At 65.7% G+C, this 15153-nt stretch carries 11 protein-coding genes and 2 tRNA genes; all 13 read left to right on the forward strand.

The annotated features are described in order from the left end of the window. The first annotated feature begins 121 nt into the window (after positions 1-121). The 13 genes from serA to ACIQCN_RS02360 all read left to right on the forward strand — a co-directional run bounded on the left by serA (position 122) and on the right by ACIQCN_RS02360 (position 15083). Entirely contained in the window at positions 122-1711 is a 1590-nt protein-coding gene (gene serA, locus ACIQCN_RS02300) for a phosphoglycerate dehydrogenase (protein WP_400603357.1), read from the forward strand. A 228-nt stretch (positions 1712-1939) separates the two neighbouring features. Further along, positions 1940-4735: an ABC transporter permease gene (locus ACIQCN_RS02305; protein WP_400609223.1), complete on the forward strand. Its 2796-nt coding sequence runs from the start codon at positions 1940-1942 to the stop codon at positions 4733-4735. Beyond that, positions 4732-5487, forward strand: a complete 756-nt coding sequence (locus ACIQCN_RS02310) for an ABC transporter ATP-binding protein (RefSeq protein WP_377215926.1) — start codon at positions 4732-4734, stop codon at positions 5485-5487. Before ACIQCN_RS02305 ends, ACIQCN_RS02310 begins: the two co-directional genes overlap by 4 nt. Positions 5488-5522: 35 nt before the next feature. Next, positions 5523-7082, forward strand: coding sequence for a methionine--tRNA ligase (gene metG / locus ACIQCN_RS02315; protein ID WP_400603359.1), 1560 nt, complete (start codon positions 5523-5525; stop codon positions 7080-7082). Positions 7083-7374: 292 nt separating this feature from the next. After that, positions 7375-8262: a hypothetical protein gene (locus ACIQCN_RS02320; protein WP_400609225.1), complete on the forward strand. Its 888-nt coding sequence runs from the start codon at positions 7375-7377 to the stop codon at positions 8260-8262. 126 nt (positions 8263-8388) lie between these two features. After that, positions 8389-9438 carry a 3-isopropylmalate dehydrogenase gene (locus ACIQCN_RS02325; RefSeq protein WP_400609227.1) on the forward strand — a complete coding sequence of 350 codons (1050 nt, stop codon included), beginning with the start codon at positions 8389-8391 and terminating at the stop codon, positions 9436-9438. Positions 9439-9539: 101 nt separating this feature from the next. Continuing rightward, positions 9540-10652 (forward strand): branched-chain amino acid aminotransferase, encoded by a 1113-nt coding sequence (locus ACIQCN_RS02330; RefSeq protein WP_400609229.1) that lies wholly within the window; start codon positions 9540-9542, stop codon positions 10650-10652. 115 nt (positions 10653-10767) lie between these two features. After that, positions 10768-11571: an MBL fold metallo-hydrolase gene (locus ACIQCN_RS02335; RefSeq protein ID WP_400609232.1), complete on the forward strand. Its 804-nt coding sequence runs from the start codon at positions 10768-10770 to the stop codon at positions 11569-11571. Between the two features lie 5 nt (positions 11572-11576). Beyond that, positions 11577-12353 (forward strand): fumarylacetoacetate hydrolase family protein, encoded by a 777-nt coding sequence (locus tag ACIQCN_RS02340; RefSeq protein WP_400609233.1) that lies wholly within the window; start codon positions 11577-11579, stop codon positions 12351-12353. Between the two features lie 48 nt (positions 12354-12401). Continuing rightward, positions 12402-13916, forward strand: a complete 1515-nt coding sequence (gltX, locus tag ACIQCN_RS02345) for a glutamate--tRNA ligase (RefSeq protein ID WP_400609234.1) — start codon at positions 12402-12404, stop codon at positions 13914-13916. Next, positions 13916-14653, forward strand: a complete 738-nt coding sequence (locus ACIQCN_RS02350) for an HAD family hydrolase (RefSeq protein ID WP_400603366.1) — start codon at positions 13916-13918, stop codon at positions 14651-14653. The genes gltX and ACIQCN_RS02350 overlap by 1 nt, the downstream gene beginning before the upstream one ends. 151 nt (positions 14654-14804) lie before the next feature. Next, positions 14805-14876: transfer RNA gene (locus ACIQCN_RS02355), tRNA-Gln, on the forward strand. A 131-nt stretch (positions 14877-15007) separates the two neighbouring features. Then, positions 15008-15083, forward strand: a tRNA-Glu gene (locus ACIQCN_RS02360). The last annotated feature ends 70 nt before the right edge of the window (positions 15084-15153 follow it).

Raw genomic sequence — 15153 nt, forward strand, 5'->3', positions numbered from 1 at the left:
CAGCCAGCCGTTCGCCACGCCATCGGCGCCGGGGCCGGGTTCACACTTAACAATGTGAGCCCGGCCTTTCCGTCGGCCTAGACTTGTTCCATCCCCAGGACTGCAACGCAGAGGATCAGCCGTGTCAAAACCCGTAGTACTGCTCGCCGAAGAACTTTCCCCCGCCACCGTGGAGGCCCTCGGCCCGGACTTTGAAATCCGCCAGACAGACGGCTCCGACCGTTCCCAGCTCCTCTCGGCGATCACCGACGTTGACGCCATCCTGGTCCGTTCGGCCACCCAGGTGGATGCGGAGGCGATTGCCGCGGCGAAGAACCTGAAAGTCATTGCCCGTGCCGGCGTCGGACTGGACAACGTGGACATCAAGGCGGCCACCCAGGCCGGCGTCATGGTGGTCAACGCGCCCACCTCCAACATCGTTTCCGCCGCCGAGCTCACCGTGGGCCACATCCTGAGCCTGGCCCGCCACATTCCACAGGCGAGTGCCGCCCTCAAGGACGGGGAATGGAAGCGCTCCAAGTACACCGGCATCGAACTGTTCGAAAAGAAGATCGGAATCATCGGCCTCGGCCGGATCGGCGCTCTCGTGGCGGCCCGGCTCAAGGGCTTCGACACCAAGATCCTGGCTTACGATCCCTACATCACCTCTGCCCGGGCCGCCCAGCTCGGCGTGCAGCTGGTCACCCTGGATGAACTCCTGGCCCAGTCCGACTTCATCACCATCCACATGCCCAAGACGCCCGAGACGGTGGGCATGCTGGGCGCGGACGCCTTCAAGAAGATGAAGAACTCCGCCTACGTCATCAACGTGGCCCGCGGTGGCCTGGTGGACGAAGAGGCGCTCTTCACCGCCCTTCAGGACGGCGACATCGCCGGTGCGGGCGTGGATGTGTTCTCCAAGGAACCCAGCACGGACCTGCCCTTCTTCAAACTGGACAACGTGGTGGTCACCCCGCACCTGGGCGCGTCGACCGATGAGGCACAGGAGAAGGCCGGCGTTTCGGTAGCCCGGTCCGTCCGTCTGGCGCTGGCCGGCGAACTGGTGCCGGACGCGGTCAACGTGGCCGGTGGCATCATCGCACCGGACGTACGCCCCGGTATCGCCTTGGTGGAGAAGCTGGGCCGGATCTTCACCGCACTGACTCACGACTCGCTGACGCAGTTCGACGTCGAAGTGGCCGGGGAAATCTCTTCGCTGGACGTCAAGGTCCTCGAACTGGCGGCGTTGAAGGGAATCTTCGCCGACGTGGTGACCGAGCAGGTCTCCTACGTCAACGCCCCGGTCATCGCGGAGCAGCGCGGCATCAACGTCCGCCTCATCACCACCCCGGAGACCGAGTCCTACCGCAACGTCCTGACCCTGCGCGGTGCCCTCAGCGACGGCAGCCAGATCTCAGTGGCCGGTACGCTCACCGGACCCAAGCAGGTGGAGAAGCTCGTGGGGATCAATGGCTTCGAAGTCGAGATTCCCATCAGCGAGCACCTGGTGGTGGTCGCCTACACGGACCGGCCCGGCGTGATCGGCACCATCGGCCACATCCTGGGAATGAACAACATCAATATCGCCGGCATGCAGGTGGCACGCTCGGACGAGGGCGGACAGGTGCTGGCGCTCCTCACCATCGACAGCTCCGTCCCGCAGCAGGTGCTCGATGCCATCAAGGCCGGCATTGGCGCGGACATGGTCCGGGAAGTGGACCTGGAGGACTAAGGAACACCGTGTGGGGGACTCCGGCGCAACGCCGACGGCCTCCTTTCCGGGTGGGCGTGTCCGTCCGGGTCCACGTATGATTGGCCGGTCTGCTTACAATGGCTGGGTCCCGTTCCGGGACCAGGCCCGCAGACCGGCCAATACCTTTTGCACATCCGTCCGTCATCGTCCGTGTCCGCCGGCGGCGGGCATGTCAGTGCGCACGCAAACCAGGTTCCAGGGAGATTAATGAACGCCGTCCAGAGGTTCATCAGAAGCAAAGTGCTGCTGTTGACCGCGGCCATCTTGATCGCAGCCATGTGCTTGTCGGTCCTCGTCCAGGGACAGTCGCAGGCTGCCCTCAACCGGACCGTGGATGAAAATTCACGCGGACTCTACGACGTCCTTGTCCAGACCAACGCAGGCTCGGGTGCGCTGATGCAGCCGGACATCGCCAACGGTTCCGGCGGGATCACCTTCGACCAGCTCGAAGCCATCCGGAACCTTTCCGGAACGTCCGTTGCCGCCCCCATCAGTTTGGTCTCCCGGGTCACGCAGAACCTTGAATCGCCCCGCCTGGACGCCATGGACTTCCTCGGTTACAACGCAGGCCTTGCCGGGACCGCGGCGGCGGACCAGGCGGCAGGAGCCACTGCCCCGGAGCAGTGGCCGGCAGCGGAGTCGGTGCTCAATGACGAGCCGACCAAGTACCGCCTGACCGCCACCGCAGTCAGCTCCGACGGTGTTTCCGAGACCACGCTGTTCAAATCCACCGCGGAAGGCACGCTGGGCAAAGCGAAGCTGGTGGAGGAACAGACAGAGGGTGGCAAGAGCATCCGCATTGCCGCGCCGGAAGGCGAAACCGGCATCAAGTTCCCGGCTCCGGCCGGAGGCTCCGAGCACAACCTCTTCAATGCCTCGATTTCGCTGCCCCTGGCCCCCGAGGTGACCGAGTCCGTGGTGGCTGTGGACCCTGCGGCCGAACGTGCGCTGCTGGGTTCCGCCGGCGACTTCCTGGCGCCGCTGGAGAAGGCACCGCCGGCAGATGCCCGCGACGCCGGAGCGATCGGCCGCTACTTCGAAGGCCTCTTCACCAACGGCATCAGCCTGGAGGAGCTCGACGAGGGACCGGACTTCCTTGGCGTGAAGCTTAAGTACTGGGCACCCCTGATGACCCAGTACCAGCAGGCCAAGCGCAGCGGCCAGCTGACCGAAGACTCGCAGGCGATCCCGCTGATCGTGCGCGAGGGCACTTCGCTGGACCTCAGGTACAACGTCAAGATCGAAGAAATCGACGACGCCGGCAAAGTGGTCAAGGAAGTCGGCACGGCCTCGCGGTCGCTGGACAAGGACTACCTGCCTTTCGTATCCAAGGACCCGTTCGCGCTGGACTGGCCCGGATCGACGGACCACTCTGCCCTGCTCGGCAAGACCGGCAACTTCAACCAGGGCCTGTACACGCCCGCGGAATGGAGCACGGACTTCGCCGCGGCGCCCAAATACACTGACGGCGAGACTGCAGCCAACGGCGCCGTCGCCAAGACTGCGGTGCCCGGTGAATGGGTCACGGTGAACCGGCTGCCCGAGACGGGCGCCAACGGCGCCCCCGTGGACCAGACGCAGCGGGAACCGGTGGATGAACGCTCCTACCGCGAAAACCTGGAAACGGGGGAGAAGGTCGCGGCACCGCTCGCCATGGTCTACGGCACGTTCAGCCCGGCCACCGTGGCGGAAGCCGCCGGCGACGTCAACAAGCTGCCGCTCGGCGGCTACGACCCGACCCCCTACACACTGGTCCAGGACGCTCAGGGCAAGGAGGTGCAGGCCGCAGAGCTGAAGCCCTCCCTGAGCGCCACGGGCCTGGCCAGCCAGTCCGCCGGTGCCATCACGGACTACTACGGACTTGCCGCGGCGCGCGGCTACACGGACAACGCAGCGGTCATCGACGCCGTCCGCGTCCGTGCCGCGGCGCCGGGCAGCTGGAAGGAAGCCCAGCCGGAGGTCGAGAAACTCGCCGCGGAAATCAGAGACATGGGCCTGGAAGCCACCATCGTGGCAGGTTCTGCCCGGGAAGACGCCAGCATTTTCGTCCCCGGATATTCCAAGGACGACGCCGGCAAGGAATCCGACCTGGGCACCGTCACCCAGTCGTGGGTCCGCCAGGACGCCGCTGATGCCGTGTCCGGCTCCCTCTCCGGGACGAACATCACCCTGCTCTTCCTCACCCTGTGCGGTGCGGCTCTGCTGACCGGTGCTTCCACCGTCAGCTACATCCGCAAGCGAAGGACGGAAGCCGGCACCCTCCGGGCCATGGGCTGGACGCAGCGGCGCATCCGCAACTGGGTCCTGGAGGAATTCGGAGTCGGCGCGGTCCTGCTGGCCGCCGCCGGCATCGTCCTCAGCCTGGTCAGCTGGAGCCTGCCCACAGTCCTTGTCTCAGCGGCGGTGCTGGCACTTTATGCCGGCGCAGCATACTTCGCCGCCCGGCAGCTGCGCCACCGCGACGAGATCGACCAGGAGCCGCAGCATGACGAGCGGCTCATTCCGGTGGACTCCCCGCTGACCTTCGCCAACCGGCAGCTGGCCACCAACAAGTTCAATACCCTGTCGCTCGCGGTGGCAGTCGGTGTCTTCGGCGCCGCGGTGGGCGGACTCATCGCGCTCCTGATCGACATCCCCCGCGCGGCCGGCGCCAGCGCGCTCAGCGGGCTCGCCGCCACGAGCGTGGCCCTGCCCAGCATCCTGCTGGCACTGGCCGGTGTGCTGGTGGGCCTGGTCCTGACGCTGGTCACTGGCCGGTTTGAGCTCAATGCGAAGCGCCAGTACCTGGCCATCCTGGCGGCGATGGGCTGGAACCCGGACATGCTGCGCCAGGTCCGCCTGTTCGAGAACGCCCTGGTGGGCACCGTGGCCCTGCCGCTCGGCGTCCTGGGCGCACTGGGGATCGGCCTGCTCCTGGCCCCCTACGCAGCACTGTGGGCCGGTTTGGCCGGCCTCCTGGCTGTACTTTGCTGGATTCCGATTGCAACGAAAGTAGTCCAATGACAAACCCGACCAACGTCCAGCGGAGCCGCAGGGCCGGCTCCGGTGAGGTCCCCCTGCAGACCCGTGCCAACACCATCGTCAAGTCCACGGATCACGCCACCCCGCTGGAGCTGAGCGACATCACCATCCGCTACGGCGGAGGCAAGGGCGGCGCCGAAGCCGTCACGGTGGTGGAGAATTTCGACCTCACCCTGCACGCCGGCGAGATGCACTGCGTCGCCGGCCGCAGCGGTTCCGGCAAGACGAGCATCCTCACCGTCGGCGCGGGGCTGACCCTGCCGACGTCCGGCCGCGTTTTTTGGGAAGGCGATTCCCTTGAAAGCATGGGCGACGACGAAATCGCTGACCGCCGTCGGGCACTCATCGGCTACGTCGATCAGGGCGGCGCCCTGATCGACGGCATGAGCGCCCTGGAAAACGTCCTGCTGCCCGCAGTTCCCGACGGCGAAGTTGACCAGCGCCGGGACATGGCCAAGGACCTCCTGGACCTGGTGGGCCTCGGACGCCGAATGCGGCACCGTCCCGCGCAGCTCTCCGGAGGTGAACGCCAGCGCGTCGCGATCGCGCGTGCACTGATCCTGGGAACCCGGGTCCTCGTCGTGGACGAGCCCACCGCCAGCCTGGACCGCGCGTCGGCCAACCGGATCATCAGCATCCTGAAGGACACCACGTCGGATGGAATTGCGGTGCTGGTCGCATCCCACGACCACGAACTGGTCCGGCTCAGCGATACGCTGACGGAACTGATCTAGCCTGTCCCTCCGCACCCGAAGGTAACGTCCGCAACGTGACTGCTTCAGAGAAAACCCCGTTCTACATCACCACGGCCATTACCTACCCCAATGGCGTTCCGCACATCGGCCATGCCTACGAGTACATCGCCACCGATGCCATGGCGCGGTTCAAACGGCTGGACGGGTATGACGTGATGTTCCTGACAGGAACAGACGAGCACGGGATGAAGATCGCGCAGACCGCCGAAAAGGAAGGCATTACGCCCAAGGAACTGGTGGACCGGAACGCGGAGATCTACAAGGCGGCACACGCTGCCCTGGACATCACGTACGACAGGTTCATCCGCACCACCGACGCGGACCACTACGCTGCCTCGCAGGCCATCTGGAAGAAGATGGAAGCGAACGGAGACATCTACCTGTCCAAGTACGAAGGCTGGTACTCGGTCCGGGACGAGGCGTTCTACGGCGAGGATGACACCGTGGTCAAGGACGACGGCGTGCGCTACTCGAAAGAGACGGACACCGAAGTGACCTGGACAGCGGAGGAGAGCTACTTCTTCCGTCTCTCCGCCTACCAGGAGAAGCTGCTGGCGCTGTACGAGGCGCAGCCGGAATTCGGCGCTCCGCAGTACCGCTTCAACGAAGTCATCAGCTTCGTCAGGCGCGGACTCGAGGACCTGTCCATCAGCCGCACCACCTTCGACTGGGGCGTCCCGGTGCCAGGCAACGACAAGCACGTCATGTACGTGTGGGTGGATGCCCTCACCAACTACCTGACCGGTGTCGGCTATCCCGACGTCGACTCTGAGAAGTTCCGGACCTTCTGGCCTGCGGACGTGCACGTCATCGGCAAGGACATCTCGCGGTTCCACGCCATCTATTGGCCTGCATTCCTGATGAGCGCCGGCCTGGAGCTGCCCAAGCGGATCATGATCCACGGCTTCCTGCACAACAACGGCGTGAAGATGTCCAAGTCCCTGGGCAATGTGGTGGCCCCGGCGGACTTCGTGGCGCAGTACGGCCTGGACCAGGTCCGCTTCTTCTTCCTGCGCGAAGTGCCCTTCGGTGCCGACGGCAGCTACAACCACGAGGCTATCGTGGGGCGGATGAACTCCGACCTGGCGAACAACTTCGGCAACCTTGCCCAGCGTTCGCTCTCCATGGTGGCCAAGAACTGCGGGGGAGTGGTTCCGGTGCCTGCTGCGTTCACGGACGCCGATAAGGCGATCCTGGCCCAGGCCGGCGCCCTGCTGGAGGCTGCCCGCACGGCCTTCGACAAGCAGGAGTTCAGCCGCGCACTCGAAACCATCTGGGGCGTCCTGGGCGACACGAACGCCTACTTCGCCGAGCAGGCCCCCTGGGTGCTGCGGAAGACCGACGTCGAACGGATGAACACGGTTCTGTACGTCACCCTCGAAGTGCTGCGGATTGTGTCCATCCTGGCGCAACCCGTCATGCCCGCCGCCACCGCATCGCTGCTCACGGCACTGGGGCAGCCTGATGGCGATGCCCGTACGTTCGCTGCTCTGGGCACCCCGATCGCGGCGGGCACTGTCCTGCCGGCGCCCACGCCGGTCTTCCCCAAATATGAGGAGCCTGCCGGTTCCTGACGCTAGCGCGTGCTCCACTCCGGCTCTGCCGGGATGCCCAGGAGGGTGTCCCGGCAGAGCCTTTTTTTGAGTATCCGCCCCGCGCATTGCGTATCTGACCTGCGCCAATACAGGTAATCGCTACTCGGGACCAGCGGGTGCGGCGCTCCTACGCTCATTGGGTAAGCAACCGATGATTCAGCTGGGAGAACCATCACCCCGTTTTGCGATGGTGCTGTTTCCTTCAGTACGGGGCGGCCCCTTCTCCCTCTTGGCTGGTCGGCCTGGACCAAGAATTGGATGGAGAGGGAAAATGAGACGGATCCTTGCAGGGATGGGGGTCTTGAGCTTGGCCGCGCTGGCAACAACGGCGACTGCTACAGCCTCGCCACAAGACGCCGGCAGGACCATCACGATCTGCCACGCTACAGGTTCTGAACTCAACCCCTACATTGCGGTCACCATCAGCGTCGACGCAATCAACGGGCCGAACGACCATATGGGGTCCCACCACGACGAAGACATCATTCCGCCGAATGACGGCAGCGTTCTGCCGGGTGGGCGGAACCTGGACAAAATCGACTGGTGGGAAGCAGGGTGCAAAGATCCTGGCGGGGCGCCGGACCCTGTAGCGCCCGCTGATCCTGATCCGGTGGTGGTGCCTGATCCGGTGGTGGTGCCTGGTCCTGATCCGGTTGAGGGGGATCCGGTGGTGGTGCCTGGTCCGGATCCGGTGGTTGTGCCTGGTCCTGATCCGGTTGAGGGGGATCCGGTGGTGGTGCCTGGTCCTGATCCGGTTGAGGGGGATCCGGTGGTGGTGCCTGGTCCTGATCCGGTTGAGGGGGATCCGGTGGTGGTGCCTGGTCCGGATCCGGTGGTTGTGCCGGACCCGGTGGTTGTGCCTGACCCTGATCCGGTGGTTGTGCCGGACCCGGAAGACGAAAATGCTTCGGAGCCAGGCGAGAGACCTTCATCAGGACCGGTGACTGCTGGTGCCGTGGTGGCGCCGGGCAGTGTGGAAGCCGCAGCGGGCACCGCGGCGGGCAGGAACCAGGGTTACAGCGTCCAGACGGCTGCGGCGGCTGCACCATCCGGGGCACCGCTGACCGCGGGACTGATCGCACTCTTCCTTTCCGCAGCAGTCGTGGCTGTCCGGATGATGCCAGGCGGGACCGGGCGGCACATCAGCAGCTATAAGTAGAGACGACTGATGCGATAGGGACGGGGAGGCACCGGGCTGAGAGCGTGGGGCCTCCCCCGCTCTGTCAGGTTCTCGTATCTTGAGACAGCTTGACCAGCATATGGATCACTTGGCTACCCTGAAACTATGAGCGCTTCCATTGATCTTGCAGTCATTCCCGGCGACGGCATCGGCCCGGAGGTTATCGCCGAGGCGGTCAAAGTCCTGGAAAAGGCGGCCGCCGCGGAGGGCGTCGAACTCAAGCAGACCCGCTACAAGCTCGGCGCCGAGCACTGGCTGGAGACGGGCGAGACCCTCCCGGACGAGGTACTGGCGGACCTCCGCACCCGCGATGCGATACTCTTCGGCGCGGTGGGCGCCGCCCCGGGCGATACCCGTATCCCCTCCGGCATCATTGAACGCGAGCTGCTGCTTAAGCTCCGCTTCAGTCTGGACCACTACGTCAACCTGAGGCCTTCCCGGCTCTACGGAACGGTGGGAAGCCCGCTGGCCAGTCCCGGCACCATCGACTTCATTGTGGTCCGTGAGGGCACCGAAGGACCCTACGTGGGCAACGGCGGCACCCTGCGCGCCGGAACTCCCCACGAGGTGGCCACCGAAGTTTCGCTGAACACCGCCCATGGCGTGGAGCGGGTTGTCCGGGATGCTTTCCGCAGGGCCAGCGCGAGGGAGCGCAGGCACGTCACCCTGGTCCATAAGCACAACGTCCTTGTCTATGCCGGGCACCTGTGGAAGCGCACCGTGGAGGCCGTGGCAAAGGAGTTCCCGGAGGTCACCCACGACTACCTGCACGTGGACGCCGCCACTATCTTCATGGTCACCGACCCCTCACGATTCGATGTGATCGTCACCGACAATCTCTTTGGTGACATCCTTACCGACCTCGCCGCTGCAGTGACTGGCGGCATCGGCCTGGCCGCGTCCGGCAACATCAACATGGACCGGACCGCCCCCTCCATGTTCGAGCCGGTCCACGGATCGGCGCCGGACATTGCCGGCCAGGGCAAGGCGGATCCGACGGCGGCCATCCTGTCAGCGGCCCTCCTGCTGGATCACCTGGGCTACTCCTCGGCGGCCCGGAAGATCGAAGCGGCGGTGATTGCCGACGTCGAAAAGCGCGGCGGAGGCACGCGCACCACGGCCGAGGTGGGCGACGCGATAGCAGCCGGGCTGTAACGGCACGAGCGCGTGCGGCAACCGGCGTAAGCTTGTCTCGAATCACCAAATGCCGCCCGCCGTTCAGCGCTGAACCGCCGGCGGCCGATCGTGGAGGAACCATGACTCAGACTGCCCCTGGCGTCGAATTCACCCAGCTGCCTTCGGCCAACCCGAAGTCCGCCGAAGAGCGTGCAGCCATCCTGGCGAACCCGGGATTTGGCAACCACTTCACCGACCACACCGCAATCGTCGACTACAGCGTGGACGAGAACGGCAATGGCGGCTGGCACTACCCCCGGGTGGAAGCCTACGGCCCCATCACCCTTGACCCGTCGGCAGCTGTGCTGCACTACGGGCAGGAGATCTTCGAGGGCCTCAAGGCCTACCGGCACGCGGACGGCTCCATCTGGACCTTCCGGCCGGAAGCCAACGCGGCGCGGCTGAACAAGTCCGCCCGCCGGATCGCCCTGCCCGAGCTGCCCGCCGAATACTTCCTGGGCGCCATCCGCGAACTCGTCGCCGCAGACAGGGAATGGGTTCCGTCCGGCGACGGTGAAGCCCTGTACCTGCGTCCGTTCATGATCGCCACGGAGGCTTTCCTGGGTGTACGGGCTGCGCGTGAGGTTTCGTTCCGCGTCATCGCTTCGCCGGCCGGCAACTACTTCGGCGGCGAACTGAAGCCGGTGTCCATCTGGATCTCCCGTCAGTACGCCCGCGCCGGCCGTGGCGGCACCGGTGCGGCCAAGTGCGGCGGCAACTACGCGGCTTCGCTGATCGCGCAGCAGGAGGCCGAGGCCAACGGCTGCAAGCAGGTGCTCTTCCTGGACCAGTTCAACGACAACGCTGTGGAAGAGCTCGGCGGCATGAACGTCTTCTTCGTCATGAAAGACGGCTCGCTCGTCACGCCCGCGCTCAGCGGCACCATCCTCGAAGGCGTCACCCGCATGTCTGTCATCCAGGTAGCCAAGGACATGGGCCGGGAAGTCACTGAACGTAAGATCACCCTCGACGAGTGGCGCGACGGCGTGGCCTCCGGTGACATCACGGAAGTATTCGCCTGCGGGACCGCGGCCGTCATCACGCCCATCGGCGTGCTCAAGGACGCCACCGAGTTCATCGGCGCCGAAGACGCGAAGGCAGGGGAGACCACCATGGCCATCCGCGAACGCCTGTTGGGAATCCAGACCGGCACTTACCCGGACACCCACGGCTGGCTCACCCGCCTGGTCTAGCTGTCCCAGGCAACTCAAGCTATCCCAAGCAAAGCGGGGTCACTCCTGCCGCTTCCCGGTGGCCGGGACGGCCTAAGGTGACCCCGCATTGCGTTAAGTTTCGGAGGATTGCCTGGTGAGCACTGCACCGACTCCGGCCCTGCAGCGGGCCACACTGTCCGCCGGTTACATCCTTGCACCGAACCCGGGCCCCATGAGCCTGGAGGGGACCAACTCCTATGTCCTGCGGGCTCCCGGACACCCCACAGCGGTGGTGGTCGACCCCGGCCCGGCGGATGAAACACATCTGCAGGCCCTTGCCGGAGCCGGCCCGGTGGAGCTCATCCTCATTACCCACCGCCACGCGGACCACACCGCGGGGTCAGCCCGGCTCCATGAACTGACCGGGGCCCCGGTCCGTGCCGCGGACCCTGAACATTGCCACGGCGGCGGCGCACCCCTGTCAGCGGGCGAACGCATCCGGGCCGCCGGGCTGGAGATCGCGGTGGTTCCCGCCCCCGGCCACACCTCGGATTCGGTGTGCTTCCATCTCCCCGCGGACGGCGCTGCAGGCGCCGTGCTGACCGGCGACACCATCCTGGGGCGCGGCACCACCATGCTGGACTATCCGGACGGAACGCTGGGCGACTACCTGGCCACGCTGATCCGCCTGGAGCAGCTGGGACCGGCGGCGGTCCTGCCCGCACACGGCCCGCCGCTGCCATCGCTTGAGGCCACGGCCCGGGACTACCTCAGGCACCGGCAGGAGCGTCTGGCGCAGATCCGCGGCGTCCTGAACCGGCTGGGCCGGGATGCGTCCGTGGGTGACGTCACCGACGCAGTGTATGCCGACGTCGGACCTTCAATCAGGCGCGCGGCCGAAACGTCAGTTGCCGCCCAGCTCCACTACCTGCGCACCGAAAGCGGGACGGTAGGCTAGGAGCCATGCGTATTGCCAGGTTTGTAGTCGATTCCGATCCCCTCTACGGCATTGTGGAAGGTGGGCCGGGCAGTGAGGAAATCACTGTCATCCACGGCGATCCCTTCTTTAACGGCGTGGAGCGCACCTCCGTCCGCCACAAGCTGGAAGACGTCCGCCTGCTGGCGCCGATCATTCCGCGCAGCAAGGTAGTGGGCGTGGGCCGGAACTTCGTGGAACATGCCCGCGAGCTGGGCAATGAGGTGCCGGCGCAGCCGCTGCTCTTCCTGAAGCCGAACACATCCGTGGTGGGCCCGAACGATCCCGTGATCCTGCCCGAGTTCTCCGAGGAAGTCTCCTTCGAAGCCGAACTGTGCGTAGTCATCGGCCGGATCTGCAAGGACGTGCCCGAGGACCGCGTGGACGATGTGATCTTCGGCTACACCTGCGGCAACGACCTCACCGCCCGCGACGTCCAGAAGACCGACCTGCAGTGGGCCCGTGCCAAGGGATTCGACACCTCCGCGCCGCTGGGCCCCTGGATTGAAACGGACCTGGACACGGAGGACCTGCAGATCCAGGGCCGGCTCAACGGCGAACTGCGCCAGGACGGCAGCACCAGCCAGATGGTCCGGGGCGTCCGCGAAATCGTGTCCATCGTGTCGCAGGCGTTCACGCTGCTGCCCGGCGATGTCATCATGACCGGGACGCCGGCCGGCGTGGGCGTGGTCAACGCGGGAGACCGCTTCGAGGTCGAGATCGAGGGGATCGGGCGGCTGTCCAATCCGATCGTCCGCCGCTAGGGGCACGCGAAAGGGCGGAGGCGGCCAGGCGGTAAAGTTGGAGCCACTATGACTATCGCTTCCCCGTCGCCTGCTGCCTCCATCCCGCCCGTCACCGCGGAAACCCCCGTCCGCGTCCGGTTCTGCCCCTCGCCCACCGGCACCCCGCACGTCGGGCTGATCCGCACGGCGCTGTTCAACTGGGCATACGCCCGGCACACCAAGGGCACGCTCGTCTTCCGGATCGAGGACACCGACTCGGCGCGCGACAGCGAGGAAAGCTACCATCAGCTGCTGGACGCGCTGAAGTGGCTGGGCATCGACTGGGACGAGGGCGTGGAGGTAGGCGGTCCGCACGAGCCATACCGCCAGTCGCAGCGCGGGGGTATCTACCAGGACGTCATCAAGCGGCTGCATGAGGGCGGATTCATCTACGAGTCCTACTCCACCCCGGAGGAAATCGAAGCCCGGCACCGTGCCGCCGGCCGCGACCCCAAGCTCGGCTACGACGGCTTCGACCGGCACCTGACGGAGGAACAGCTCGCCCAGTTCAAGGCCGAAGGCCGCCAGGCGGTCCTGCGGCTTCGGATGCCGGACGAGGACATCACCTTCACCGACCTGGTCCGCGGCGAGATCACCTTCAAGGCGGGATCCGTGCCGGACTTCGCCGTGGTGCGCGCCAACGGCGCACCGCTGTACACGCTGGTCAACCCCGTGGATGATGCGCTGATGGGCATCACCCACGTCCTGCGGGGCGAGGACCTGCTCAGCTCGACTCCGCGCCAGATCGCCCTGTACCGGGCCTTGCATGCAGTTGGCGTGGCCCGGTACATGCCGGAGTTCGGCCACCTGCCCTACGTTATGGGCCAAGGCAACAAGAAGCTCTCCAAGCGGGACCCTGAATCCAGCCTGTTCCTGCACCGCGAGCGGGGCTTCATCCCCGAAGGCCTGCTCAACTACCTCTCGCTGCTGGGCTGGTCGCTCAGCGCGGACGAGGATATCTTCACCGTGGAACAGCTGGTGGAGCACTTCGACATCCATGATGTGCTGGGCAACCCTGCGCGTTTCGACCTGAAGAAGGCCGAGGCCATCAACGGCACGCACGTGCGCATGCTTGCGCCGGAAGTGTTCCGGGACCGGGTGGCCCACTATCTGCGTGAGGCGGGACTGGTGGGGGAAATCCTGACGGACCGGGAAGAGGAAATCGTCACCGAGGCCGCGCCGCTGATCCAGGAACGCATCACCCTTCTGGGCGAGGCCCCCGAGATGCTGGCGTTCCTGTTCAAAGCCGATGACGCGGTGGACATCGCCGATGACGCGCGGAAGGGCCTGCCTGCGAATCTTGGCGAGGTGCTCGATGCGGCGATCGCCGCCCTGGAGCCGCTGACGGACTGGACCGCCGAAAACCTGCAGTCCGCGCTGAAGCAGGCGCTCGTGGAGGATCTTGGCCTCAAGCCCCGGCTCGCCTTCGGCCCGGTCCGCACCGCGGTGTCCGGCCGCAGGATTTCACCGCCGCTGTTCGAGTCCATGGTGATCCTCGGCAAGGAGTCCTCGCTCACCCGGCTCCGCGCGTTCCGCGGCTGATGACTGCCACCCGCCAGGTTCCTGGCTCAGTGCTGCAGACCCCCTTCGGCGCGGTGCAGGGGGTCCTTTTCGACATCGATGACACGCTCGTTGATCTCGAATACGCCATGACCACGGCTCTCCGCGAGGTGAGCGAACACCTGCTGCCGGGTCTGGACCAGGCGGGGTGGGCCCGGTTTGGCCGGATTTTCACGCACGAAACCACGCACTACTATGACCGCTACCTGGCCGGCGAGCTGACGTTCAACGAGCAGCGGCTGCTGCGGGGCCGTGCGGCACTGGGGCATTTCGGCGTCGACCTCGGCGAGGGTGAGGAATCCCACCGCTGGCTTAGCGCCTACATGGAGAAGCAGCCCGCCTACGTCAAGCCGTTCCCGGACGTGCTCCCGTTCCTGGACCTGCTGGACGCCGCGGGTATCCCGTACGGCGCGGTGAGCAACAACGTGCATGACTACCAGCGCGCCAAGCTGGACGGCGCTGGCCTGGAACGGGTTCGGCGGCTCGTCGGGACGGACACCCTGGGAGTGGCCAAGCCGGACCCTGCCATCTACCTCGAAGGCGTCAGGCTGCTGGGCACCGAGCCCGGCGCAACGCTCTACGTCGGCGACAACCGCCTCCTGGACGCTGAAGGTTCGACGGCGGCCGGCCTGCTGGGCGTCTGGCTGAACCGGACGGGGGAGCCGGGGCAGGGGTACGACGGCGGAATGGTCACCTCCCTGCCCGGGCTTCTTGCCTAGGCCGGGGCACCCGGGTACGGCCTGTCCGCCCCTTCGGCGTCCTGAGGATTCCCCGATTTGTGCAAAGCCCAAAGTCTCGGGTAAAGTAATTTCTCGTGCTGAGGCGCACGGAGCGGGGCAAATGCCCTGAAAACCGGCCCGAAAGTGCCATTGGGATATGGTGTAATTGGCAACACTACGGTTTCTGGTACCGTCATTCTAGGTTCGAGTCCTGGTATCCCAGCGCTTGGTTAATCGCCACTATTTGGCTGAAAACCAGGACGGTTTCAACCGGTTCCGCCGATTTGAAACCAGAGCAAAATGTGTGAAACAATCACTGAGCTTGATCAGCGGAAACGCTGACAGAAAGTACACGGCCCCATCGTATAGCGGCCTAGTACGCCGCCCTCTCACGGCGGTAACGCGGGTTCGAATCCCGCTGGGGTCACCATCGAAATGGTCCCGGGCACACGCCCGGGACCATTTTTGTTTCACTGCCCCTTCCGCCCCGTGCCGGGCTG

It is taken from the genome of Pseudarthrobacter sp. NPDC092424, from assembly GCF_044754925.1.
In the GTDB taxonomy this organism is placed as follows: domain Bacteria; phylum Actinomycetota; class Actinomycetes; order Actinomycetales; family Micrococcaceae; genus Arthrobacter.